At 64.5% G+C, this 25,588-nt stretch carries 24 protein-coding genes; 12 read left to right on the top strand and 12 right to left on the bottom strand.

Annotation, left to right across the window (positions count from 1 at the left end; genetic code table 11):
* Positions 1–15 precede the first annotated feature (15 nt).
* Positions 16–1,425 carry an FAD-binding oxidoreductase gene (locus tag BH93_RS03265; RefSeq protein WP_052065752.1) on the top strand — a complete coding sequence of 470 codons (1,410 nt, stop codon included), beginning with the start codon at positions 16–18 and terminating at the stop codon, positions 1,423–1,425.
* On the opposite strand, the gene BH93_RS03260 is transcribed toward BH93_RS03265, so the two are convergent.
* From BH93_RS03260 to BH93_RS03240, 5 genes are all read right to left on the bottom strand, one after another.
* Positions 1,409–2,518 carry a helix-turn-helix domain-containing protein gene (locus BH93_RS03260; RefSeq protein WP_037175766.1) on the bottom strand — a complete coding sequence of 370 codons (1,110 nt, stop codon included), beginning with the start codon at positions 2,516–2,518 and terminating at the stop codon, positions 1,409–1,411. The two genes, BH93_RS03265 and BH93_RS03260, sit on opposite strands and share 17 nt — an antisense overlap.
* Before the next feature lie 29 nt (positions 2,519–2,547).
* A complete protein-coding gene (gene paaI / locus BH93_RS03255; protein ID WP_176457523.1) occupies positions 2,548–2,916 on the bottom strand; it encodes a hydroxyphenylacetyl-CoA thioesterase PaaI in 369 nt (122 codons plus the stop codon).
* A gap of 23 nt (positions 2,917–2,939) precedes the next feature.
* A complete protein-coding gene (locus tag BH93_RS03250) occupies positions 2,940–3,257 on the bottom strand; it encodes an EthD family reductase (protein ID WP_037175764.1) in 318 nt (105 codons plus the stop codon).
* Positions 3,254–5,281, bottom strand: a complete 2,028-nt coding sequence (gene paaZ / locus BH93_RS03245) for a phenylacetic acid degradation bifunctional protein PaaZ (RefSeq protein ID WP_037175763.1) — start codon at positions 5,279–5,281, stop codon at positions 3,254–3,256. The genes BH93_RS03250 and paaZ overlap by 4 nt, the downstream gene beginning before the upstream one ends.
* 163 nt (positions 5,282–5,444) lie before the next feature.
* Positions 5,445–6,056: a TetR/AcrR family transcriptional regulator gene (locus tag BH93_RS03240; protein WP_032380646.1), complete on the bottom strand. Its 612-nt coding sequence runs from the start codon at positions 6,054–6,056 to the stop codon at positions 5,445–5,447.
* Positions 6,057–6,167: 111 nt separating this feature from the next.
* Here BH93_RS03240 and BH93_RS03235 point away from each other — a divergent pair, with 111 nt between their 5' ends.
* From BH93_RS03235 to BH93_RS03185, 11 genes are all read left to right on the top strand, one after another.
* Positions 6,168–7,367, top strand: a complete 1,200-nt coding sequence (locus BH93_RS03235) for a thiolase family protein (protein ID WP_037175761.1) — start codon at positions 6,168–6,170, stop codon at positions 7,365–7,367.
* On the top strand, positions 7,364–8,086 hold the full coding sequence (locus BH93_RS03230; protein WP_037175759.1) for an enoyl-CoA hydratase/isomerase family protein: 723 nt from the start codon (positions 7,364–7,366) through the stop codon (positions 8,084–8,086). Before BH93_RS03235 ends, BH93_RS03230 begins: the two co-directional genes overlap by 4 nt.
* On the top strand, positions 8,083–8,934 hold the full coding sequence (locus BH93_RS03225; protein ID WP_037175757.1) for a 3-hydroxyacyl-CoA dehydrogenase family protein: 852 nt from the start codon (positions 8,083–8,085) through the stop codon (positions 8,932–8,934). The genes BH93_RS03230 and BH93_RS03225 overlap by 4 nt, the downstream gene beginning before the upstream one ends.
* Positions 8,931–9,701 carry an enoyl-CoA hydratase/isomerase family protein gene (locus tag BH93_RS03220; RefSeq protein WP_037175755.1) on the top strand — a complete coding sequence of 257 codons (771 nt, stop codon included), beginning with the start codon at positions 8,931–8,933 and terminating at the stop codon, positions 9,699–9,701. Before BH93_RS03225 ends, BH93_RS03220 begins: the two co-directional genes overlap by 4 nt.
* A 130-nt stretch (positions 9,702–9,831) precedes the next feature.
* Positions 9,832–10,779 carry a 1,2-phenylacetyl-CoA epoxidase subunit PaaA gene (gene paaA, locus BH93_RS03215; RefSeq protein ID WP_032379887.1) on the top strand — a complete coding sequence of 316 codons (948 nt, stop codon included), beginning with the start codon at positions 9,832–9,834 and terminating at the stop codon, positions 10,777–10,779.
* Positions 10,776–11,138, top strand: a complete 363-nt coding sequence (gene paaB, locus BH93_RS03210; protein ID WP_037175753.1) for a 1,2-phenylacetyl-CoA epoxidase subunit PaaB — start codon at positions 10,776–10,778, stop codon at positions 11,136–11,138. Before paaA ends, paaB begins: the two co-directional genes overlap by 4 nt.
* A gap of 43 nt (positions 11,139–11,181) precedes the next feature.
* Positions 11,182–12,099, top strand: coding sequence for a 1,2-phenylacetyl-CoA epoxidase subunit PaaC (gene paaC, locus BH93_RS03205; protein ID WP_037175752.1), 918 nt, complete (start codon positions 11,182–11,184; stop codon positions 12,097–12,099).
* A 41-nt stretch (positions 12,100–12,140) separates the two neighbouring features.
* Positions 12,141–12,602, top strand: coding sequence for a 1,2-phenylacetyl-CoA epoxidase subunit PaaD (gene paaD, locus BH93_RS03200; protein WP_052065751.1), 462 nt, complete (start codon positions 12,141–12,143; stop codon positions 12,600–12,602).
* Positions 12,602–13,696: a 1,2-phenylacetyl-CoA epoxidase subunit PaaE gene (gene paaE / locus BH93_RS03195; RefSeq protein WP_037175750.1), complete on the top strand. Its 1,095-nt coding sequence runs from the start codon at positions 12,602–12,604 to the stop codon at positions 13,694–13,696. Before paaD ends, paaE begins: the two co-directional genes overlap by 1 nt.
* Before the next feature lie 19 nt (positions 13,697–13,715).
* Positions 13,716–15,023, top strand: a complete 1,308-nt coding sequence (gene paaK, locus BH93_RS03190) for a phenylacetate--CoA ligase PaaK (protein WP_037175747.1) — start codon at positions 13,716–13,718, stop codon at positions 15,021–15,023.
* 1 nt (position 15,024) lies between these two features.
* Positions 15,025–15,930, top strand: a complete 906-nt coding sequence (locus BH93_RS03185; protein WP_037175745.1) for a helix-turn-helix domain-containing protein — start codon at positions 15,025–15,027, stop codon at positions 15,928–15,930.
* Positions 15,931–15,940: 10 nt separating this feature from the next.
* Here the strand turns inward: BH93_RS03185 and BH93_RS03180 are convergent, their stop codons facing one another.
* The 7 genes from BH93_RS03180 to BH93_RS03150 all read right to left on the bottom strand — a co-directional run bounded on the left by BH93_RS03180 (position 15,941) and on the right by BH93_RS03150 (position 25,580).
* A complete protein-coding gene (locus tag BH93_RS03180; protein ID WP_037175743.1) occupies positions 15,941–17,176 on the bottom strand; it encodes an acyl-CoA dehydrogenase family protein in 1,236 nt (411 codons plus the stop codon).
* Between the two features lie 115 nt (positions 17,177–17,291).
* Positions 17,292–18,245, bottom strand: a complete 954-nt coding sequence (locus tag BH93_RS03175) for a helix-turn-helix domain-containing protein (RefSeq protein ID WP_165712629.1) — start codon at positions 18,243–18,245, stop codon at positions 17,292–17,294.
* Between the two features lie 119 nt (positions 18,246–18,364).
* Positions 18,365–19,894, bottom strand: coding sequence for a GMC family oxidoreductase (locus BH93_RS03170; RefSeq protein ID WP_037175738.1), 1,530 nt, complete (start codon positions 19,892–19,894; stop codon positions 18,365–18,367).
* Positions 19,895–19,996: 102 nt separating this feature from the next.
* Positions 19,997–21,706: an amidohydrolase gene (locus BH93_RS03165; protein ID WP_037175736.1), complete on the bottom strand. Its 1,710-nt coding sequence runs from the start codon at positions 21,704–21,706 to the stop codon at positions 19,997–19,999.
* Between the two features lie 22 nt (positions 21,707–21,728).
* Positions 21,729–22,220: a hypothetical protein gene (locus BH93_RS03160; protein WP_037175733.1), complete on the bottom strand. Its 492-nt coding sequence runs from the start codon at positions 22,218–22,220 to the stop codon at positions 21,729–21,731.
* Between the two features lie 5 nt (positions 22,221–22,225).
* Complete coding sequence (locus BH93_RS03155) at positions 22,226–23,641, bottom strand: APC family permease (RefSeq protein ID WP_037175732.1); 1,416 nt, start codon at positions 23,639–23,641, stop codon at positions 22,226–22,228.
* On the bottom strand, positions 23,634–25,580 hold the full coding sequence (locus tag BH93_RS03150) for a primary-amine oxidase (RefSeq protein WP_037175730.1): 1,947 nt from the start codon (positions 25,578–25,580) through the stop codon (positions 23,634–23,636). The genes BH93_RS03155 and BH93_RS03150 overlap by 8 nt, the downstream gene beginning before the upstream one ends.
* Positions 25,581–25,588 lie beyond the last annotated feature (8 nt).

The following is a 25,588-nucleotide window of genomic DNA, read 5'->3' as shown; positions in this document are numbered from 1 at the left end:
GTCATACTCGAACTCATGGCCGCACCTACGTCGACTCTCGTTCCCCCCTCGCCGGTCATCGACGAACTGATGCGCGCCCTCGGTGCCGACGCGGTGGTGACCGACCCCGACATCCTCGCCAGTTACCGGCACGACTCGGCAGCGTTGTGCGAATCCACCCTGCCACTGGTGGCGGTACTGCCGACCACGGAGTCGGACGTCCAGGCCGTCATGAGCATCGCGTCGGCACACCGCATTCCCGTTGTGCCACAGGGAGCATTGACCGGCCTGGCCGGAGCAGCGAACGCCAGCGTGGGAGCCATCGCCCTCAATACCCGGCGCATGAACAAGATCGTCGAGCTGGACGTCGTCAACCGCACCGCCGTCGTGCAACCCGGTGTCACCAACAAAGAGTTGAAAGATGCTGCCGTGCAGCAGGGACTGACGTACCTCCCGGATCCATCCAGCTGGGAGGCGTCGACGATCGGCGGCAACATCGCCACCAACGCCGGCGGCCTGTGCTGCGTGAAATACGGCGTCACAGCACGATTCGTCCGTGGGCTGCGCGTCGTGCTTGCCGACGGCCGCGCCACGTTCGTCGGGCGACGCACCGTCAAAGGCGTGGCTGGGCTCTCCCTGGCAGAGCTGTTCGTCGGCTCCGAGGGAACGCTCGGCATCATCACCGAGGCCACCGTCGGCCTCGATTTCCCCAGCGCCGTACCACTCACGATGGCTGCGACCTTCCCCTCCACTGTCGCTGCAGGAGAGGCAGTGTCGAGAATTCGTGCGGCAGGTATCACCCCGAGCCTGTTCGAGTTGTTGGACCGCACCACCATCGCCGCTATCGACGCCTACGCCCGTATGGACTTCGGCACCGACGCCGCGGCCGTGCTGATCGCCCAATCCGACATCGGTGACGGTGCAGTGCAGGAGCTCGAGGCTATCGCCGCACTGTGCACCGCAGCCGGTGCGACCGATGTGGCCGTTGCCGAGGACGAGGTCGAATCGGAGCAGCTCGTGCAGGCCCGTCGACTGGCGTACCCGGCACTCGAGGGTCTCGGTTCGCCGTTGGTCGACGATGTGTCCGTACCCATTTCGCAACTCGCCACGATGATCGACGAGGTGGGCCGGGTGGCAGACCGGCTGGGCATCGTCATCGGAGTCGTCGGCCACGCAGGGGACGGCAACATCCATCCGACGGTCATCGTCGACCCCCTCGACCCCTCATCGTTGGCCAAGGCGCACAGCGCGTTCGACGAGATCGCGGCATTCGCCCTCTCACTCGGCGGGACCATTACCGGGGAGCACGGCGTCGGCTTGCTCAAACGCGATCTGCTCGAGACCGAACTCGACTCGGTTGCAGCGGAACTGCAACGCGGCATCAAGGAATTGCTCGACCCGCACTACTTGCTCAACCCCGGGAAGGTCCTCACCGCCCGGCCCTGAGCCGTAGCGACATCCACACCAGCAACCGGGTGTCCGCGTCGTCGAGATCGAGACCGAACAACTCCTTGGTACGCCGGAGTCGGTAGCGGAAGGTGTTGGGGTGCAGGTACAGCGATGTTGCTGCGGCGGCAACGTTGGACTCGTGCGCCAACAACGCCAGCACCGTCGCGGCGTACTCGGTACCTTCCGAAGCATCGCAGGAAAGCATCCGTTCGACGGCAGGCAACGCCAACGAGACTTCCGACAGAGCTTTCCCTGCCCTGCGCAGCGTGGCGTGGACTCGGACCTCCTCGAACATGATGGTCGGAGAACCGTCCTCGCAGCCGTCGAGCGCCCACTGCGCATGCACTCGAGCAGTCATCGGGCGCTCGTCCGGTCCACCGAGCGCGAACGTCACCGGAATTCCGAGGGCAGATACAGCCCTGCGTCGAACATGCTCGAATTCGTCTACGGTGATTGGGATTTCGGAACGCATCACGAGGAAGGCAGCGCCGTCGATCACGACAGCACCCGAGTCGAGCTGTTGCCCGAAGGTCAGGTCGAGCATCCCCCGCAGTCGCGACGCGGCGGCGTCCGGCCGGTCCGACTGCACCCGGGTCGCCAGCACCGTATACAGCTGCCCATCGGGTGTGACGGCAGTTGGATCGGTCAGTAGTTCACGTGCCCTGGGCTTTTCGACACCCACAGCCTGCGGTCGCTGGCTCAGCAACGGTATTGCTTCCGCTGCTGCCCGTTGCAATGCCGCCACCGCGGCCGGATCGGGCGGCGACACTGCCACGGTGGGGACGATGCACCAGATCGAACCGAGATATTCGCCGCCACTGGTCACCGGCACGGCCAGGCGAGGAAGCACCCCGGCTACGGCGACGACCCGCACAGTGCAGCTGCGCCGGAAGTCCTCGTCGGTATGGTGCGCCATGTACTCGGCCGGAACCTGCTTGCCGAGAATCCCGTCGCGCCGCACGTCGTCGATCGGTTGCCCGGGCAGCGACGAGTAGGCCACGACGTAGCCGGCCGGGTCCATCACCGATACCGCGCCGCCCACAGCAGCCGCCGTGGCGTCGGCCAAGGCAGACAGATCGGCAGTGGTCATCGACTCACCGTACTTCCGAACAGATCCGACTACCTGGCCACGGTCCGACTGTCACCTCGGAATTCGGCGACCAGCTCGTCTCGACACGTCACCGACACGTCGTAGAGGCCGTTCCGGCCGAACCGCGCACGCTCGACGGCATCTGCAACCAGCACGTCCCCGGCCGTCGTCGGACGGAGGTATCGGATGTCGCAACGTGCCGCGACGGCCGAATCGTCGTGCGAATTACAGGCCATTGCGAACGTCGTGTCCGCCAGAAGGAACACGTAGCCGCCGTGGGTGATGGCATAGCCGTTGACCATGTCCTCGGTCACGACCATCGACATCCTCGCGTGTCCAGGTGACAGCTCGATCAATTCGATACCGAGCTTGCGGGACGCGGCGTCGACCTCGAACATCTCTCGCGCGATCATCGAATCCGTCACGGCTGCAACACCGACTGCTCGTTCTGGGTGAACATCGTGACGCCACCGGTTGCGAAGTTGCGCAGATCCTTGCCCGCGGCCTTCATCTCGGGCGAGGACAATCCTGCCTTCAGCGATGTCTCGTCCGCGAAGTACAGGCTGGCGATCGCGTAGTACGGCGGCGGTGAATCGTCGAGCGAGTCGAGCGTGCCCCAGGTGAAGTCGACCAAACCGGGGACTGCCCGCGCGAGGGGCACGTGCACCTCGGCGTAGTGACGATCGAATGCGGCGGTGTCCTCGGGCATCCCGTAACAGACGGCTACTCGTACGCTCATGACGCGGCCTCGGGCTTCGCGACGAGAGTGAGAACGTCGTAGGTGGCTACGGGATCGCCGTCCTGGTTGACAACCACTGCATCCCAACGTACTTCGCCGTAATCGGCACTCTGACGCGGAGTGATGAGCTTGGCGGTCAGCGTCACCGTCAACGAATCCTCGGCCTTGACCGGCGTCAGGAAGCGAAGGCTGTCGACGCCGAAGTTCGCCAGGACAGGGCCCGGTGCCGGGTCGACGAACAGTCCAGCAGCGAGCGAGACCACCAGGTAGCCGTGGGCCACGATTCCACCGAACAGCGGATTGGCCGCTGCCGCTTCAGGATCGGTATGAGCGTAGAACGTATCCCCGGTGAACTCGGCGAAATGATCGATATCAGCGCGGGTGACCTGCCGTGGTCCACCGATGATGGTGTCGCCCAGTTTCAGCTCACCAAGGTTCTTGCGGAACGGGTGGACGTCGCCGGCCGTCTGCTTCGCCCCGGCAACCCACTTGTTTCCGACGGCCGTCAGGACATCCGGTGTTCCCTGAATTGCAGTGCGCTGCATGTGGTGCAGGACGCCGCGGATACCGCCGAGTTCTTCACCGCCGCCTGCTCGGCCCGGCCCACCGTGCACCAGTACCGGCAGTGGCGAGCCGTGGCCGGTCGATTCTTTCGCATCCTCGGAGTTCAGCACCAGAATGCGGCCGTGGTACGGAGCACTGCCCAGGACGATCTCACGCGCGATCGCAGAGTCCTTGGTCACGAGAGATGCAACCAGAGAGCCCTTTCCGCGGGCTACGAGGTCGAGCAGGTCTGCGGTGCTGTCGTACCCGATGACGGTCGATACCGGCCCGAACGCCTCGATCTCGTGCGGTTCGGAGGCGGTCTTGTCGCCGGCCTTCAGCAGTACCGGTGCCATGAATGCCCCCGCTCGCTGATCCACCGCGTCGGGATCGCCGAAGACCACCGATGCGGACTTGGTCAGTCCACGAATGGATTTGAGGACTTCGTCGCGCTGATCGATACTGGCGAGTGCACCCATGGTGACACCCTCGTCTGCCGGATCACCGACGACGACCTTCTCCAGCTTTGCCTTCAGCGCCTCGATGACGGGCTCGACCGAGTCTTGCGGCACCAGTACACGGCGGATCGCCGTGCACTTCTGACCGGCCTTGGACGTCATCTCGGTGAAGACACCCTTGATGAAGAGGTCGAACTCTGGATCATCCGGTGCCACATCGGATGCCAATATCGACGCATTGAGAGAGTCGGCCTCGGCCGTGAAATGCAGTCCTTCGCCGACGACGTTGGGGTGTGAGCGCAGGGTCGCAGCGGTATCGGCGGATCCGGTGAACGCCACCGAGTCCTGACCACCGAGGTGGTCGAGCACACCGCGGGCACTGCCACACAGCAGCTGCACCGAACCCTCGGGCAGCAATCCCGACTCGATGATCCGTCGGAACACCAGCTCGGTGAGGTACGCAGTTTGGCTGGCGGGCTTGACGATCGACGGCACGCCCGCGATGAACGCGGGGGCCAGCTTCTCGAGGAAGCCCCAGACCGGGAAGTTGAACGCATTGATCTGGACGGCGACGCCGCGCCGCGAGGTGTAGATGTGCTGACCGAGGAAGGTGCCCTTCTTACCGAGCTGCTCGATCGCGCCGTCGAGATAGACCGTCTCGTTGGGGAGTTCGCGTCGGGCCTTGCTCGCGTAGCTCAGGACGGTGCCGAATCCGCCGTCGATGTCGACGCCGGAATCGCGGGTGGTGGCTCCGGTGTGCCGGGAGAGTTGGTAGAACTCCTCCTTGCCGGCCATCAGCGTCAGGCCCAGTTGCTTGAGCAGGGCTGCACGCTCGTGGAACGTCAGGGCTGCGAGCGCGGGCCCTCCGACGGTGCGGGCGTAGTCCACCATGCCTGCGACGTCGAGTCCGCTGGATGACACCCGAGCGATCTCGCTGCCGTCGACGGCGCTCAACAGCGGCGCTCCCTCATCGGTTGCGGAATACCACGTGCCCTGGGCATAGCTTTCCAGAAGTCTGCTCACAACGCCTCCATCTCACCGTACGTTCGGTCGGTAATTACCATCGCCGTCGGACGCCGAGATGTCAAGACTCGACAGCGGACCTGGTTGTTCACGATCGGAGCCGATCGGCGGAAAGCCGCGCACGGTCGCCGATGCCGAACACTCAGGTGCGGGGGCACCGGGTCTACGTGCGACGCAACCCGTCGAAGGTCAGGGCCACCACGGCGTCGGCCAATTCCTCGACCGATCCACCGGTGCGCGGGCGATACCACTCGATGAGCGAGTTGACCGTGCCGAAGACCAGCTTGGACGCGAGCGCCGGGTCGACACCGGGACGCAGGTCGCCTTCTTCGGCCGCGGCGACCACGAGCCCGGTGACGAACGAGTCGAATTCGCGCCGACGGGCGAGGGCACGCCGCTCGACGTCGGTGTTGCCTCGCACTCGCAGCAGCAGCGTCACGTAGGGCAGTTCCGCACACAGGATGTCCACACTGCGTCGCACCAGGTATTCGAGGCGGTCGATGTATCGCCCGGTCGTCGCCCGATCCTCGGTCGTCACCGCGAAGAGTGCATTGAGCGCCCTCGACAGCGCGAGTTCGAGCAACTCGGACTTGCCCGATACGTGGTGGTAGATCGAGGACTTGGTGATGCCGAGCCGCTTCGCCAGAACTTCCATGCTGGTGCCGTCGTATCCACGGTCGTTGAAGACCTTGACCGCCACTGCCAAGAGCGAGTCCAGGTCGTATCCCGGCCGCCCTGGCTGTCCGGTCTTGCGCGGCGCGCGTGCGGTTGTCATTGCCACATCTTCTCAGTCGACGCCCGATTCCACAGCACCGTGGGCAGCAAACCTTGCCAAACGACCGAATGTTCGGTTATTAATGACGCAACCGTACGGAGGAGATTTCAAGTGGGCGAAGTATTTCTCGTGGCCGGCGCACGCACGCCGCACGGACGCTACGGCGGAGCACTGGCCTCGGTGCGCCCCGACGATCTGGCCGGGCTGGTCGTCGCGGAGGCGGTCCGGCGCGCGGGTGTGCCCGTCGACCGGATCGACGAGGTGATTCTGGGCGCCGCGAACCAGGCAGGCGAGGACAATCGTGATGTGGCGAGAATGGCCGTTCTGCTCGCGGGTCTTCCGCACACGGTGCCGGGATATACCGTCAACCGCCTGTGCGCGAGCGGACTGACTGCAGTTGCGAATGCCGCCAGCACCATTCGCAGCGGTGAGGCCGACATCATCGTCGCCGGTGGCGTCGAGTCCATGACACGCGCGCCGTGGGTCATGGCCAAGCCGGGAACCGCGTGGGCCAAGCCCGGAGAAATCTTCGACACCTCCCTCGGCTGGCGATTCACCAATCCGACCTTCGCCTCCCACGACGCGGGGACCGATCCCAAGATCACTCTGTCGATGGGCGAAACCGCCGAGGAGGTTGCGCTCAGCGAGGGCATCACCCGCGAGGAGTCCGACGCCTTCGCGTTCCGCAGTCAGCAGCGAGCCGTCGCCGCCCAGGACGCCGGACGCTTCGCCGACGAGATCGTGCCCGTCACGACCAAGAACGGCGAGGTCACCGAGGACGAAACACCCCGTCGCGGCACCACACTGGAGAAGCTCGGCACGCTGAAGACCGTCTTCCGCAAGAACGGCATCGTCACCGCAGGCACCTCGTCGCCGTTCACCGACGGTGCGTCGGCATTGGTGGTGGCATCGGAAGAAGCCGTGAACAAGTACGGCCTCGAGGTTCGCGGACGCATCGTCACCAGCGCGAGTGCGGGTATCGCACCGCACATCATGGGGCTCGGGCCGGTGCCGTCCACACAGAAGGCGCTCGCCCGCGCAGGATGGTCGGTCGAGGATCTGGGTGCCGTCGAACTCAACGAGGCCTTCGCGGCACAGTCCCTCGGCGTCATCCGCCAGCTGAAGCTCGACGAGAACATCGTCAACGCCGACGGCGGTGCCATCGCTCTCGGCCACCCTCTCGGCTCGTCGGGTGCTCGAATTCTGTTGACGCTATTGGGCCGGATGGAACGTGAGAAAGCGTCCCGCGGACTCGCGACGCTCTGCGTCGGCGTCGGGCAAGGCGTGTCGATGTTGATCGAGGCACCGTGAACACGCTCGTCGTGGAGGAGCTGACGGACCGCGTTGTCGTCACCCTGAATCGCGAGAAGCAGCGCAACGCAATCGATTCCGAGATGATCGGTGAGCTGCACGAGGTGTGCGCGCTCGTGGAGCAGGATCCGAGAATCGTCATTCTGACCGGAGCGGGCGAGCACTTCGCCGGGGGTGCCGACATCAATCAGCTGCGGGCCCGCACCCGCGACGATGCGTTGCGCGGCATCAACCGAAACCTGTTCGACCGCATCGCCGCACTCCCCCTGCCGACGATCGCCGCGGTGCGCGGCTACGCACTCGGGGGCGGAGCCGAGCTGTCCTACGCCTGCGACATCCGTATCGCGTCGCCGACGGCCGTGTTCGGTAATCCCGAACCAGGGCTGGGCATCATGGCTGCCGCCGGGGCCAGCTACCGGCTACCGACTTTGGTGGGAGTGTCCGTCGCGAAGCAGGTTCTCCTCGGTGGCCGGACGCTCGACGCTCAGGTGGCACTCCGTTCCGGCCTGGTGCTCGACGTCGTCGACGAGCCCTTGGCCGCAGCGCATTCCCTCGCGGATCGCATTGCCAAGCAAGCACCTCTGGCGCTGAAGCTGACCAAGAAGATTCTCGATGCTCCTGGTTCACACCCGTGGGCCGACGACATCGCGCAGGCCGTGCTGTTCGAGACCGAAGACAAACAACGCCGAATGACGGCATTTCTGGAGAAAAAGAAATGACAGTTCCTACGCACGTGGCCATCGTCGGCGGCGGCCGGATGGGCGCGGGGATCGCGCAGGTGTTCGCAGCCCTCGGATCCACCGTCGTCATCGCCGAGGCAGCCGACCAACAAGCAGCCCTCGGTCGAGTCTCGACCGGACTCGACCGGGCGCACGAGCGCGGCAAACTCAGCGAGGACCCGTCGGCCATTCTCGCCCGGGTCTCCACCGTTGCCGGGCCTGCCGATCTCCCGGCCGACCTCGACCTGGTTGTCGAAGCCGTCCCCGAGATCCCGTCGCTCAAGGTCGAGGTACTTGCTCTCGTCGACAAGATCGCCGGGCCCGAAACCGTCATCGCGTCGAACACGAGCTCGATATCCATCGCCGAACTCGGCGCAGCACTGAGTGATCCGAGCCGCTTCATCGGAATGCACTTCTTCAACCCGGTTCCGGCGTCGACTCTCGTCGAGATCGTGCGCGCGCCGGCCACCTCCCCGGACGTGGTGCAGCGAGTACAGCAATGGGTGTCGCTCCTCGGCAAGACCGAGGTGCTCGTCAACGACTCCCCCGGTTTTGCGACGTCACGCCTCGGCGTCTGCCTCGGGCTCGAAGCCATTCGGATGTTGGAGGAGGGCGTCGCCGACGCCGAATCCATCGATCGAGCCATGGAACTCGGGTACAAGCATCCGATGGGTCCGTTGCGGTCCACCGACCTCGTCGGGTTGGACGTTCGGCTCGCGATCGCAGAACACCTGGCGTCGACCCTCGGCGACAGGTTCACACCCCCGCAGTTGTTGCGAGACATGGTTGCTCGCGGTGACATCGGACGCAAGTCCGGTCGCGGCTTTCACGATTGGACGAACGCATGACGGTACGGTTCGACATCACCGACGGCCTGGCGACCATCACCGTCGCGCGCCCCGAGGCACACAACGCCCTCGACGTCACGACGAAGCTCGCGTTGGCGGAGGCCGTTCAGAACGCCGCCGCACCAGAGGTCCGTGCCGTATTGATCACCGCCGAGGGCAAGAACTTCTGCGTCGGCCAGGATCTGGGTGAGCACGTCACCGCGCTCGAGGCCGATCCGGCCACGGCGATGGACACCGTCGGTGAGCACTACAACCCTGTCATCCGAGGGCTCGCAGCGCTCGAGGTGCCGATCGTCGTGGCCATCCCCGGCGCATGCGTCGGCGCAGGTCTCGGGATCGCACTGGCCGGAGACATCCGAGTGGCCGGCACCAAGTCGTCGTTCGCGACGGCTTTCACCGGCATCGCCCTGGCCAGTGACTCGGGATTGAGCTACACGTTGGTCGAGGCACTGGGATCGAGCCGGGCCGCGGGTCTGATGCTGCTCGGCGACAAGATCACCGCCGCGCAGGCCCTCGACTGGGGCCTGGTGCACCGCGTCGTCGACGATGCGGATGTTCTCGAGACAGCGCGCACGCTGGCCACCTCCCTCGCGTCCGGCCCCACCCAGGCCTTCAAGCAGGTCAAGTCGCTGATCGCGCGCTCCGGACTGTCCGACGCACTGGACCGCGAGGCGCAGGCACAGACCGCTCTGGGCCAGACGCAGGACCACAAGGCAGCGGTGGATGCGTTTCTGGCGAAAAAGAGAGCCTCCTTCGTCGGCATGTGAGCGGAAACTCGACCCCTGCTACGAGGTTTCGCGCACGTGCGGCGAAGCCGCTCTCGCCACTCTTGTGCGCGAAGCCGCACTCGAGGCATACTGGTTACCAACCGATCATTCGGTAATGAAAGTAGGACTTATGACCACGTCAAACACCTTGTCCGCCGAGACGCTGCAGGACGGGTTCGATGACACCGTCGCCCGCGAACAGCGCGTCGAGCCCCGCGACTGGATGCCCGACGGCTACCGCAAGTCGCTCATCCGCCAGATCGCCCAGCATGCGCACTCCGAGATCATCGGTATGCAGCCGGAGGGCAACTGGCTCACTCGTGCGCCGTCATTGCGCCGCAAGGCGATCCTGATGGCCAAGGTGCAGGACGAAGCCGGCCACGGCCTATACCTGTACTCCGCCGCCGAGACGCTCGGTGCAGACCGCGCCGATCTGACGGTCAAGCTCATCGAGGGCAAGCAGAAGTACTCCTCGATCTTCAACTACCCCACCCTGACGTACGCCGACGTGGGCACCATCGGCTGGCTCGTCGACGGTGCAGCGATCTGTAACCAGGTTCCCCTGTGCCGCAGCAGCTTCGGCCCGTACGCACGCGCGATGATCCGCGTCTGCAAAGAGGAGTCGTTCCATCAGCGACAGGGCTACGAGCTGCTCGCCACGATGATGCGCGGCACCGACGAACAGCGCGCCATGGTTCAGGAATCGGTGAACCGTTGGTGGTGGCCCGCACTGATGATGTTCGGCCCGCCGGACGACGAGTCCCCCAACACCGAGCAGTCCATGAAGTGGGGCATCAAGCGCCACACCAACGACGAACTGCGCCAACGCTTCGTCGACATGTCCATCCCGCAGGCGAAGGCACTGGGCGTCACCTTCCCCGACCCGGACCTGAAGTGGAACGAGGAGCGCAAGTCGCACGACTTCGGCGAGCCCGACTGGTCCGAGTTCATGCAGGTGATCAAGGGCAACGGAGCCTCCAACGTCGAGCGCATCGCGAACCGTCGGGCAGCCCACGACGGCGGAGCCTGGGTCCGCGAGGCCGCAACCGCTTTTGCCGAGAGGAACGCAGCATCATGAGCGAGTTCACCGCAGAGGGCGGCCACGGAGCAGTGCCTACCGAGGGTGTTCCGGTAGAGCCCAAAAAGGAAGCGGTCAAGGCCGATTGGCCGTTGTACGAGGTATTCCTCCGGGGCAAGCGCGGCCTGAACCACGTGCACGTCGGATCACTCCACGCCGCCGACGACCACATGGCCCTCCGTCACGCTCGCGACGTCTACACCCGCCGCAACGAAGGCGTCAGCATCTGGGTGGTTCCGTCCAACTCGATCGTCGCGTCCTCACCGTCGGAAAAGGATCCGTTCTTCGCACCGAGCGGCGACAAGGTCTACCGCCACCCGACGTTCTACGAGATCCCCGACAACGTTCCCCACATGTGAGACCCGTACCGCTGCAACACCACTAATCCGAGGACAAGTACTCATGACCGATCACGACAGCGCCTACGAGGGCCTCGTCGACGAGGATTCGCACGGGCAGTGGGCATTCGGCACGAGCTTCGACGACCCACTCGCCGGAGTCGACACCACCGTTCCCGACGACGTCGACCTCAAAGCTCTTGCCGCATACTGCCTCATGCTCGGCGACGATGCGCTGATCAGCTCGCAGCGCCTCGCCGAGTGGAGCACCCGCGCACCGGAACTCGAAGAAGAAGTGGCGCTGGCCAATGTCGGCCTCGACCTGCTCGGGCAGGCCCGGCTGCTGCTGGCCCGTGCCGCCAAGGCCGATCCGACGGTCGTGCCGTTCATCTCGGACACCTCCCCCGCACCGGCCGAGGACGCGCTCACGTTCTTCCGCGACGAGGCCGGATTCAGGAACGTACGACTCACCGAGCTCGACAACGGTGACTTCGCCAAATCTCAGGTGCGCCTGCTGGTGTTCTCGACGTGGCGGCTCGCAGTCTTCACTCGCCTGCAGGATTCCCGAGATCCCGTTCTCGCCGCGGTTGCGAACAAGGGCGTCAAAGAGCTGACGTACCACCGCGACTACTCGGCTCGCTGGGTCGTCACCCTGGGCTGCGGTACGGACGAATCGAAGCGACGCGTGCGCGACGCCGTGGCTCGGATCTGGCCGTACGTCTCCGAACTGTTCGTGCCGACGGACGAGGAGATCGCCCTCGCGAAGGTCGGTGTCGGCGTCGACCCACGCGACGTGCGCGAGGAGTTCGATTCCGTTCTCGCGCAGGTGCTGCACGCCGCCGAGTTGGAGGCACCCGAGGGCAAGTCGGTCGGCACCATCGGCGGCCGCGGCGGCAGGTGCGGTATCCACACCGAGGCATTCGGCCCGCTGATCGCCGAGATGCAGGTCGTGGCGAGAGCGCATCCGGAGGGAGTCTGGTGACCACTCTCGAACGAACGGCACGCGAGATCGCCGCGACCGTCATGGATCCCGAGATGCCGTTGCTCACTCTCGACGACCTCGGCGTCCTGCGCGACGTCGAGGTACGCGAGAACGGCAGTGTGCTCGTCACGATCACTCCGACGTACTCGGGATGCCCGGCGATGGCGACGATGCGCGACGACATCGCGCACAAGCTCACCGACCACGGCTACTCCGACGTCGAGATCGTCACCAGCCTCTCCCCCGCGTGGAGCACCGACTGGATCTCCGAGGAAGGCCTGCGCAAGCTTCGCGAAGCCGGCTACTCCGTACCCGGCCCCGCCCCGGCGCGGACGAGCGGTCCGGTCCCGTTGACCCTGACAGTGAAACCACGGCAGATCGCCTGCCCCCAATGCAGTTCCACCAATACCCGCCTCACCTCCGAGTTCGGTGCCACCCTCTGCAAAGCCCAGTACCGGTGCGACGACTGCCTCGAGCCCTTCGACCACGTGAAGGAAATCTGATGACCGTCACCGCCGAACCCGTACAGAAGAATCTGCGGAACAAGCCTTTTCACACGTTGACCGTCGCGGACGTCGAGTCACTGTGCGACGACGCCGTGGCCGTCACGTTCGACGTGCCCGAACACCTCACGGACGAATTCGACTTTCGCCCAGGACAATCCCTGATGCTCAGCCGTACGGTCGACGGCGTCGAGCACCGCCGCTCCTACTCGATCTGCGCACCGGTGGGCGCGCGTCCCCGCGTCGGCGTGCGGGAGGTGAGCGACGGCCTGTTCTCCTCGTGGTTGGTCCACGACGTCAAGGCAGGCGATCGAATCGATGTTCAGGGGCCCACCGGCACCTTCCACGCCGATCCGGCCGAGGCGGGCAGGCACGTTCTCATCGCGGCCGGCTCGGGCATCACCCCGATGCTCTCGATCGCCGCCTCGGTCCTGACCAACCCCGACGCCGAAGTCGTTCTGCTGTACGGTAATCGGCGGACCCGAACGGTGATGTTCGCCGAGGAGATCGCGGACCTGAAAGACCAGTACGGCAGCCGGTTCGACGTCATTCACGTCCTGTCCAGGGAGCCGCGCGAGGTCGAACTGTTCAGCGGAAGACTCGACGCCGAACGACTGCGCGAGATACTCGACACCGTCGTCGCCACACCGGATATCGATCATTTCTGGCTGTGTGGCCCGTTCGGGATGGTCACCGATGCCCAACAGGTTCTCGGAGACCTCGGTGTGGCGAAGACCAGCATCCACGCCGAGCTGTTCTATGTCGACGACGTGCCCCCGCCGCAGGAGAAGCATCGCGAACCGGGCATCACCGGCCCGAGCAGCGAGGTCACGATCATCCTCGACGGCCGTGAGGTGACAGGTGCACTGCCGCAGGACGAGTCGATCCTCGACTCCGCCGAGCAACTGCGCTCCGATCTTCCCTTCGCGTGCAAGGGCGGGGTGTGCGGCACCTGCCGCGCGAAGATCACGTTCGGCGAGACGGATATGCGGCGCAACTACGCATTGGAAGACAACGAAGTCGATGCCGGCTTCGTGCTCACCTGCCAGACCTACCCACTCAGCGACACCGTCACCGTCGACTTCGACGCCTGAGACCAACGAGAGAGCAATCATGACCAGTGTGCTGTCCGCCCCCACAGACACCCCCGACATCGAATTCGCGTCCCGGGATCGAATCTCCACTCTCCAGTTGGAGCGCCTGCAGTGGTCACTGCAGCACGCCTACGACAACGTTCCGCATTACAAGAAGGCCTTCGACGACGCCGGTGTGCATCCGACCGATCTGAAGGACCTGTCGGATCTGGCGAAGTTCCCGTTCACCGCGAAGAAGGATCTGCGCGAGAACTATCCGTTCGGCATGTTCGCCGTCCCGCAGAACCAGGTCTCGCGCATTCATGCGTCCTCGGGCACCACCGGCCGACCGACCGTCGTCGGATACACCGCGAACGACATCAGCAATTGGGCGGACCTCATCGCCCGTAGCCTTCGCGCAGGCGGGGTGAAGCCGTCCGACAAGGTGCACGTGGCCTACGGATACGGACTCTTCACCGGCGGACTCGGAGCGCACTACGGCGCAGAACGACTGGGCTGCACCGTCATTCCGATGTCCGGTGGTATGACCGATCGTCAGATCCAGCTCATCGAGGACTTCGAGCCCGACGCAATCATGGTGACGCCGTCCTACATGCTCACGATCGTGGACGCGATGGTCAAGAAGGGCATCGACCCGGCCAAGACCTCGCTGAGAACCGGTGTCTTCGGCGCAGAGCCCTGGACCGAGGAGATGCGCAAGGAGATCGAGAAGACCCTCGACATGGACGCCGTCGACATCTACGGCCTGTCCGAGGTCATGGGACCGGGTGTCGCGATGGAATGCGTCGAAACCAAGGACGGACTCCACATTTGGGAGGATCATTTCTACCCGGAGGTCATCGATCCGGTGACCGGCGAAGTCCTGCCCGACGGTGAGGAGGGTGAACTGGTGTTCACATCCTTGTCCAAGGAAGCGATGCCGATCATCCGCTACCGCACCCGCGATCTGACCCGTCTGCTGCCCGGAACTGCCCGCACGATGCGTCGGATGCAGAAGGTCACCGGCCGCACCGACGACATGATCATTCTGCGCGGCGTCAATCTCTTCCCGACGCAGATCGAAGAGCTGATCCTGGCAGTTCCCGCTCTGGCACCGCAATTCCAGTGCGTGCTCGAGCGCGCAGGCCGCATGGACTCGATGACGGTACTCGTCGAAGCCCGCCCAGACGTTCCCCTCGACACGCACGCAACAGCAGCGGCGACGCTGAAGAAGCTGGTCAAGGATCGTATCGGCGTCAGCATTGCGGTCGATGTCGTCGCACCGGCAGCTCTCGAGCGTTCCATCGGTAAAGCCCGCCGTCTGATCGACAACCGCCCAGCCGTATGACATGAGCCCGGTGGCACAGAGTTTCGAGCAATGGCGCGAGAACGTCTCGACGGCGTTCGTGCCGCTCGACGCTGTGTCCACCGGGCCGTCGTCGTTCGAAGGCACGCTGGTCTCGTCGACGCTTGGGGCCTTGCAACTGAGTGAGGTCACCGGCCGAGAGGTCGACGTCAGGCGCACGCGCGCAACCATCCGGCGGTCCGACCCCGGGTTGATCAAGGTGGGTCTGCAACTGACGGGGTGCGGCACGATCGTCCAGAACGAGCGCGAGGCCGTGCTGCGTCCGGGCGACTTCGCGGTGTACGACACCAGCGCCCCGTACGAACTGCATTTCTCCGGCAATTTCGAGATGTTCGTCGTGATGTTCCCGCGCCGAGAACTGCGCATCGACGCCCGGGAGTTGACGACCGTGGCGGCACGGCGCATCGAGGGTGCCCGGGGAGTGGGCGCGTTGGTGTCACCGTTTCTGCATACGCTGCGCCGCAACGCTCTCGACGGCACTCTGCCCACCACGCCGATGCTCGAGCACGCTGTACTCGACCTTCTCGGTGCCGCTCTCGACGACGCAGCGCCGCACGAGGCTCCAGGTTCGACTCTGCTGATCGAGGCCAAGGCTCTCGTCGAATCACACCTGTCCGATCCCTCGCTGTCCACGGCGTCTCTGGCTGCGCGTCTGCACATTTCGACGCGCTACCTGCAGAAGCTCTTCGAGTCCGACGGTCGCACGGTCGCCGGCTGGATCAGATCCAGGCGACTGGATCGATGCCACCGCGATCTGCGTGACCCTCGTTTCGCCGCGGACAGCATCGGAACCATCTGTGCGCGTAACGGTTTGATCGATTCCTCGAACTTCTCGAAGCTGTTCAAGGAGACGTACGGGATGTCGCCCCGGGAGTATCGAACCGGGTGAGCCGACGAGCTCAGGCCATTCCGGACGCAGCGAGTGGATCCCATCCCACAGTCCGCATCAACTCGTGCATCTGCCGACGACGTACACCGGTGTTGCTCCCCTCGATGATCGGGTACGCAGTGGCATCGGCGAGATATCGCAGTATCGGAAAGCTCGGATTGTATGCTTCGACGCCGACGATCTTGACCAAGTCGTTGATCACTGCGACCGCCGTCTCGGATCCGAAAATCTTGGCGTGCAGGGCCATTTCGAGCGCGCTGGGATGTTGCGACAGCACCGCGTCGAGCGCACGCCACGACAGCAGTCGCACCGCTTCGATCTTGCCTTTCGCATCGGTGAGTACGTCGGCAACCGCTTGATGATCGATGATCGGCACCGTCCCGCCCCTCTTCTCCGACGTGGCGAACGCAAATGCCGCAGCGAAGGCCTGGCGCATGGCAGCGACGGAGAACGTTCCGATCGATGCACCGCTCGCCAAGAAGGCATTGCGAGTCAATTGCACTCCCTGTCCCTCTTCCCCGATCAGGTTGGACCTCGGGATGCGGACGTTGTCGAATGTGACGCGTGAGGTCAGGCAGCCCTTGAGGCCAGGCAGGTCGTACACCTCTTCCACCGAGAATCCGGTCGAGAGCTGTTCGCGCTCGACGACGATGATCGACACGCCACCGGGAGTCCGGCAGACGACCGTCATGATGTCCGGTCCGAGCCCGTCCCACCCTCCCAGGTGTGACGCCCAGATCTTTTCGCCGTTGAGGACCCAGTGGTCTCCGTCGAGGATTGCGGTCGTCCGGGTACCTTCGGCAGGCGGCGGCGCGTCGAAATTGGCACTGCCACCGGGTTCGCTGTAGGCCATGGCCGCGACCGGGCTGCCGGCGTCGACCAGGAACGGTGCGACGAAGCGAGCGACCTGCTCCGGGGTCCCGGCCTCGTACACGGGTGCGAGCGCAATCAACGGCCCCGCCAGACTGATCGTGAAATCAGGACTGGCAGAGGCGAATTCCTCGACGAACAGCGCCGCGTCCACACCACTCGAGGCGAGTCCGCCGAAGGGTACCGGAATCAAGCCTTTGAGGAATCCCGCCTCCACCGCTTTCTCGAATACCGGTCGGGCCAACAGGGCGCGTTCGAGTGGGTCGGGCGTGGATCGCACCTGTGCGGACAGGTCGTGGAGATAGGTGTCGGCGAACTGACGCGCGCCCTTCTTCAGTGCTTCCTGCTGGTCGGTGAGATCGAAACTGATGGGCATGGGGCGTCCTCTTCCAGTCGGCGGGTTGCAGACTCCCATCACACCGCCGGAGGGAACCGATGGTCTTGCTGTGCAGCGCAAGACTCTGTGCCGTGTGCGCAACGCCCCCGCGCCCTCACGCCGAGCAGCGCGCCTGTGCCCGATAGTCGCGTGCAGACATGGAGTACTTCTGCCGGAAGGCTCTACTGAACGAGCTCGCGTCGATCATGCCGTGGCGCACCGCAATACGTGAGATGCCGGCCGAGTTGTTCGGATCTCGCAGCACAGCGGCAATCGCAGCCAGTCGGTGCTCACGCACCACCGTGGCGAACGACGGGCCCTTGGAAAATGCGTAGTGGACGGTCCGCGGCGACACGGACAACGCGCGCGCGACGACCGAAACAGACAAGTCGGGGTCACCCAGATGGGTACGAATGTATTCGGTTGCCGACGCTGTGATCGAGCTCGACGAATCTGCAGCAGTCCCCCACGTGTCACCGAGAACTGCTGCCACCGTGGCGTGAAAGGCGCGCTCGAGATGAGCGCCTGACGACCACGGCGTCGACTCGCCGGAACTGTGCTCCCACAGCGCTTTCATGACCGACGCCACGGCCAGACCGGTACCCGAACCCGTATCCATCGATCGCCCGATCGCCGCGGTATGCAACAGGTCGGACTCCGCCAGGCAGCTGTGCGGCACCTGGTAGGACATGACGCGCCAAGGACCCTCGTAGTCGAACCAGAACGGGCGAGTGGTGTCCACAACGGTGAACTGACCAGGGACGACACTCGTCACACCTGCAGATTCCGTGCGGACCCGACAGGTACCGGCCAATTGGATGTTCACGTAGAACACCCCTTCACCGGTGTGCGCTACTTCTTTCTCTCCGTGCGCGATCCGTTGCCCGACCGATTCGAGCACGGCGCGATTGGTCGAACCCAGTGGCCTCAATTCGACGCGGGCATCGAAACCGCCGTCAACGGTCGGCTCAGTCTCGGGTGTGAGTGGAGTGAACTCACGGCAGATCACCTCCCGCCACACCTCGAATCGATCGCTTCGACGGTGGGTGGACAAATCGTGCACGACCATGTCGACTCCGCTCGAATACCGATGACCTCCGCACGAGGCATGCACCATCCATGGTGACGTCACCGCACTTCGGTGACGTCACCTCCACGTTTCGCGGGTGCAACAACCCAGTCCGTTCCCTAGCTTCCCAGGATCAGATCCGAGGCCCGCTCACCCACCATGATCGACGGCGCGTTGGTGTTGCCCGACGGCACGGTGGGCATGATCGACGCATCCGCGACTCGCAGTCCTTCGACGCCTCGCACTCGAAGATCGCCTCCGACAACAGCATTGACATCCGATTCGGTACCCATCTTGCAGGTGCCGACCTGGTGGTGGTACGTGCCCGCGGTTTGGCGAACGTAGGCTCGCAGGTCGTCACGAGTACGCGCGCTCGGTCCCGGAACCACCTCGGCCTTACGCCACGGTGCGAAAGCGTCGGACGCACCGATCTCGCGGCAGATCTCCACCGCATCGACCATGGCCTCGAGATCGTACGGATCGGCCAGAATGTTCGGATCCGCCAGTGGCAGTTCACTCGGATCCGAGGACGCCAACCGCAGCGTGCCACGCGAGCGGGGAGCGACGATGCCAGGTGCGATCGTGTAGCCGTTCTCGGGCACCGGGTATCCGTCTGCCGGGTAGGGAATGTGCATGAACAGCGGTTGCAGATCCGGTGCGGCACCGGCCCATCCATTGCTGCGGGCGTACAGCTGCGCCTCGAGCAGATTGTTCGTACCGGCTGCGAGCGGCTCGAGGGACTCGTAGATGTTGCTGAGCAGCAGGTGGTCGTGCAGATTCTCGCCGACCCCCGGCAGGTCGACGACGGTGTCGATTCCTAATTCAGCCAAGTGCCCGGACGGCCCGATTCCACTGAGCATCAACGCCTTCGGTGATCCGAGAGCTCCGCCACACAGGATCACCTCGTGATCGGCGAACGATCGTTCCAGCTCGGAACCACCGAGGCTGTACTCGATTCCCACCGCGCGGCCGTTCTCGAGCACCACCTTGTGCACGAGGGCCCCGGTGGTGACGGTCAGATCGGGGTTGTCCAGCACCGGGCCGACGAAGCTCTTCCACGCGCTCATTCGTTCACCGTCGCGGGTGGTGGTGTGGTTGTAGCCGGCACCCACCATCTCGTCGGCGTTGAAGTCGTCGATCAGTTTGTGCCCGTGTTCGACTGCCGCATCGACGAAGGCCGCAGCCAGCGGATGCGGGGTACCCATGATGGACACCGGCAGTGGCCCGTCGCCGCCGTGGAACTCGTTGGCACCGAGCTCGTGTGACTCCGAACGCTTGAACAGCGGCAGCACGTTCTCCCAAGCCCACCCGGCATCGCCGGTGGCGGACGCCCACCCGTCGTAGTCACTGGAATGCCCTCGCACGTAGATCATTCCGTTGAGGGACGAGCTGCCGCCGAGTACGCGTCCGCGCGGCCAGAAGATCCGGCGATCGTTGGCGTGCTTCTGCGGAGTGGTGAACAGTCCCCAGTCCTGCGAGCCACCCAACAGCGTGGGCCAGCCCTGCGGTGAGTGGATCGCCGGGTCGGTGTCCACGGGACCTGCCTCGATCACGTGCACGGTATGTCCCGCGTCGAGAAGCCTCCTGGCGATGACGCTTCCCGCCGAACCTGCTCCCACTACGATGTAATCCGTCGAATTCGTCGACATGTGCTGCTTCTTTCTGTTGTGACCGTCGACACAACAATCGCCGATCACCGCGACGGAAACATGTAGCTGAGCGCACACATTCTGGGCCAGATGCGCCCTCGCTCAGTGGTCGAGCCAGGTGGAGCTGCGGAACACCTCCACACCTCCGACCACGGTCGAGACAACCTCGACCGAGGGAATGTCGTGCGGATCCATGACCGTCAGATCACCGTCCAGAATGCACAGGTCGGCTACCTTGCCCGGCTCGAGCGAGCCCTTCCAGTCCTCCGCGAAGTCCTGCCACGCTGGGTTGATCGTGTAGGTCCGCACGGCGTCGGCCAATCCAATGGTCTGCTCCGGCCCACTGACCCGGCCGGATGCCCGGCTCTCCCGCAGCATCATCGTCGAGATGCCCTGACGCCAGTCCGGTGTGGTGACCGGCGCATCCGATGAGCTCATCAGGGCCACGCCCGACTCGATCGCACTCCGGTACGGCCACTCGTACGCTGCTCTCTCGACCCCGACGACGCCTTCTTCCAAGTCGGCGATCGTCCACTTGATCGTCGGATTCATGTTGACGCCGATGTTGTGCTCGGCCAGCCGGGCAAGAGTCTGTGCACTGATGAAATCGCCGTGGATGAGGTAATGCCGCGCGTCGTCACGCGGATGGGACGATTGCGCCGCGATCAATGCGTCGGCGACCGTGTCGATGGCTCTGTCACCGGTGACGTGCACGCCGATCTGATGACCGGCCTCGTGCCCGATCCGGATCATCTCGGCCACCTCGTGCACCCGACGCTCGTCGGTGTCACCACCCACGCAGAGTGATCCGCACCCGCCACCGACGTACTCCTCGTGCATCCACGCCGTCTTGCTGGGCGGGATACCGTCGGCGAACACCTTCACGCCAAGGATCCGAAACATGCGCGGATCCGCGGTCGACGGCGGTTCGATGGTGCTGAGGTTCTTCTCGAATTCTGCTGCAGTTCCGCTCATTCCGGTGGGCAGCATCAGCGCCGAGACGCGAATGCCGAGGTCACCTGCCGCGGCGAGGTCGGCGTAGATCGACAGGCCCTCCTCACCCATCGCACCGCCGGCCAGATCTTCGCCGCCCGGCCCGAGAGCTGGGTCGGTGAAGCTGGTGATTCCTTCCCGCTGCAGGATGGAGATCGCCGATCGTACTGCTTCCGTTCGCCGTTCGCGTGTCAGCTTCGGCAGGGCAGACTGAACGAGACTCTGCGCCCCCTCCTGCAGGATGCCGATCAGTCGGCCCGATGCGTCCGTCGGCATCACTCCCCCGTCCGGCACGGCCGTCTTCTCGTCCACCCCCGCGTGTTGGAGAGCGACGGTGTTCACCCACGAGACGTGCCGGGAGAAGTCCTGCAGGAACACCGGGTTGCCGGGCGAGACAGAGTCGAGATCGAATCGCGTCGGTCGCACTGCGGAGTCGACTACACACTCCTCCAGATAGCCCTCGTCCCAACCTGTTCCGACGATCCACTCTCCGGGCTCCGCTTTCGCCACCGCGCCTGCCACCGCGTCGACCACGTCGGCGATCGATCGAACGGTCGGAAAGCTCAGGTCGAGCGACAGCGGTGGGGTGTCCAGTCCGAACGCCACCGCGTGCAGGTGCGAATCGTTGATGCCCGGCAGAACGGTCTTGCCTGCGAGATCGACTGTCACGGTTCGCGGCCCGACGAACGCCTCTATGTCGGTATCGGTTCCGGCGGCCAGAACAACGCCATCGGCGATCGCGAGCGCACTCGCGATCGTGAAATCCGTGTCCACGACGAACACTGCGCCGTTGCGATAGACGATGTCTGCTGTAGTCATTGTTGTCTCCTGGATAGTGGAATCAGATAGCTACGGGTGCCATTCCGATGATCATGAGAAGGGAACCGGCCGCGGCCCGTCGGCCCGAGTGGCTCCGGTGAAACATGTAGAGCGTCGATCCGATCCAAACTGCGAGTAGGGCCACTACGACGAGACCCGGATCGAGACCTGGCCCATGGCGATGCATCGGAGCCGCCGGGGCCGGCTCGGCTGTCGAATGGGTATGGACCGAGGGCATGAGCAACAGCAGGACAGCCATACAGGTCAGGTCGACGACGCATGGACCCGACGGCGATGGCCGCGAAATGCCTGTGGTCACATACAGAGCCGCCACGATGAGTGCAAGACTCGCCAGCATTGCGATGGTGGAATCCATACCGAACGCCACCATGGCCGCCATGACGATGGCCATGCACAGGTGTGCCCACCGCACCCGCCCCGTGTGGTTGCTGCGTCCGAGCAGCGGAAGAACAGCACCCACTGCACCGAACGCCATCAGCACCGTCATGACCATCGGCGTCAGACCTCCGTCGTCTCGAGGGTTCGACTCCGAGTCACTCGTGCCGTCACTGTTCCTCCCACGAAGAATGCCACCACGACGATCAGCAACAGGGCGGCGAGCACTTCGGAACCACCGATCAACAGCGTGAAATTGTCCAACACGAGACCGAGGATCGCCACCAGACCCATGGTTCCGAGCGCCGGGGCGACAAGGGTGTGCCAGGTGCGTCTGTCCACGGTCGATCGACGAAAGAACGCGATGATCGCTGCGCCTGTCAGGATCATCAGGACCAGGATGCTCACGGTGGCCAGTCCTGACATCCAGGTGAACAGCTCCAACACCGGATCTGCGCCTGCGGCCGCGAAGACCACGAGAACCACCGTCGCCGAGGCTGTTTGGAACAGTGACCCCATGTGTGGGGAGCCGTGCCGAGAGTGCGTGCGCGCCAGCATCGACGGGGCGACACCTTTACGAGCGAGCGCGAAGACGTACCGGCCGATCGCGTTGTGGAACGCGAGAAGGGCGGCGAACAGACTGGTGACCAACATGATTTCCATGATGTCCGCCGACATCGGGCCCAGGTACTGGGCTGCAGCCGCGAAGGTCAATCCCGCCGTGTCGTCGGCAGCGGCCTGCGCGACGGACGCACTGCCGAAGGCGAGCACCACGGCCCAACTCGACACCGCATACACCAATCCGATGGTGACGACAGCGGCGTAGGTCGCGATCGGAACGGTCCGCGTGGGGTTACGTGCCTCCTCACCGTAGATCGCGGTGGCCTCGAAACCGATGAACGACGCAATGGCGAACATCAGGGCGATTCCCGGGGATCCGCTGAAGAAGGCCGAGGGAGTGAAGGATTCGACGTCGATGCCGGCGGCACCGCCCTTGGCGAACACCGCGACCGACAGGATCACGATGATGCCGATCTCGAGCACCAGCAGGACCCCGAGCACCTTGGCACCGAGATCGATGCTGCGGTAGCCGAGTAGCGCCACGATCGCGACGAGGCCGAGCGCCCAGACCCACCACGGAAGATCGGGACCGCCGTACTTCACCACGAGGCTGTCGACGGTCGACGCAGCGAGGCCGTAGATGCCCGCTTGAATGGCGGTATAGGTCAGCAGCGCCAGACCCGCAGCGCCGAGGCCCATGGTTCTCCCGAGCCCCTTCTCCACGTAGGCGTAGAACGCACCGGTGTCCACCATGTGTCGGCTCATGGCCGCGTAGCCGACGCTGAAGATCAGCAGGACGATCGCCGCGACGATGTAGGCGAGCGGAGCGCCTGCCCCGTTGCCCGTCGCAATCATGACCGGTAGAGCACCACCGATGGCGGTCAACGGTGCCGCAGCGGCGATGACCAGGAACACGATCCCGACGACGCCGATGGAACCGCGCAGTGCGCCTGCCGAATTCGACTGTGTTTCAGACATTCTGCTCACCGCCTGCGCAACTGGAGACGGCACAGTGCGTAGACGTCGAGCGCGGCACGTCGAGGGTGGGGTTGCGGTCGAAGAATCCTGCAGGCTTCAACTTGAAGCCGGTGTAGTCCACCGGCATGATCGGCCAATCCTCGGGACGCGGGAAATGGGTGAGCCCGAACGTGTGCCACAGCACGATGTCCTCGTCGACGAGGCTACGGTTCGATGCCACGAATGCAGGCAGGCCCGCTCCCCCGTGATGTTGGTTGACGAAATCGCCTGCGGCATAACGTTCGCTCCGGTCGAACTGCGTCACCCACAGATGCTTGGTGGCGAACGTGGCCCGTCGTGCGATCGACGAGTTGTCATCGGCCAGCAGCAGCGGCTGACCCTCGGGGTGCAATGTGTATCCGACCGGCTTTCCGAGCCGGCTCAACGAGGTGGGATTGGTGACGTGCCAGACGCGGCCGACCGTACCGTCGGCAACGCGTTGGGCCTCGGATTCGGTGGCGAGCGGGGTGTGTTGCAGAGCAAAGGCGTTGCCGTGCAGGTTGTCCGGCCCCATCGGCACCCGGCGGGTCTCGATCTCCTCGACGGAGTTGCCGATGCCGTCGACCATCATGTCGAGTCGCGCGCTGAACAGGTGCTGGTGACACGGCGCTCCGAGTCCAGGGGCGATCTCTGTTGCGTAGGGGTAGTCACCACCGGGATGCCCGGACGTGAACACGATTCCGGTTGCTTTGACCTCGAATTCGATGGTGCCGTCGAGGTACAGGTACCAGAAGAAGCCGTAGTCGTAGTTGCCGATGGTGGTGAAGAAGGAGATCACAAGTCGGCGCTGGCGGCGGGTCTCGTGCGAGCCCGACCACAGATCGGTGTGCTTCCACAGCACCCCGAAGTCCTCCTCGTGCATGCACACGGCATTGGTCAACGTTTTCGGATTCCCGAATTCGTCGGCGATCACAGCATCGAAATACGTGATGTCCCCGACGCAGTCGCAGCCGAGTTCGAGGGAGTTCGCATACCGTCCCACCAGGTACTCACCGGTGTCGAAGTAGTTCTGCCACGACCGCACCGGCGATGGATCGCCATAAGGGACAACCATTTCGGCGATCGATGCGCGATGGATGATCGGGCGAACGGTACCGTGGTCCTCGAACCCGATCTGGTGCAGCACCAGACCCTCGCGGACGTCGAAACCGACGCGGAAGGACCACTTCTCCCAGTCGACGCGATTGCCTCGAACCGTAAAACTCGGCCCCTCGGGTTGGGTGATCTCGATCGGCTTCTGCGTGGTGCGCAGCGGGCCGGTGACGGACAGATCGTCGAAGTTTCCCGATTCCTCAGGGATGGGGACCGCACCGAGATCGACGACCCTGTCCACCGTCCGGTTCATCACGTCGACGAACGCAACCAGCCCGTCGATGGGATGCGCCCACGCATGATCGGCGGGGTGGTCCTGACGAAAGGCCAAGCCGCGCAGTATGCGTCGGCCATGCTCGCCCGGGTAGTCGAACACCCCGGCAGACAGGGGTGCCACTCGAACATCGGCCACGTCCAGTCCGCGGGCGGCCAGCGCGGCGAGCCAGGCGGGGTCGGTGGACAGCACACTCTCGACGAGCTCGAATTCCTCGTCGAGCACCGGCATCTGGCCGTCACGGATCGCGTCGAGCCGAGTAGAGCCGATAACCTGACGCTCGTCGAGGGAGACGAGAACGTCGACGGCATCGGGGGTCGAGATGTCGTGCAGCAGCACTCGATAGGTGCGTCGGGTGGTCGGTTCCTCGACGTACAGCTCGGACTTGTCCGGTTCGTCGAGTCCGACGTAGACGAACCGGGTTGCGGCCGTGACGAATCCGGCGGCGTCGACGATGTCTCGAACCTGTGCGATCTCGTCTTCGGTGGGCAACGACAAGGCGTGGTCGATTGCGTGGGGCGTAAGGGTTGGCATGGGTGTTC

The sequence above is a fragment of the Rhodococcoides fascians A25f genome (assembly GCF_000760935.2).
In the GTDB taxonomy this organism is placed as follows: domain Bacteria; phylum Actinomycetota; class Actinomycetes; order Mycobacteriales; family Mycobacteriaceae; genus Rhodococcoides.
This window is presented reverse-complemented; position numbering and strand designations above follow the sequence as displayed.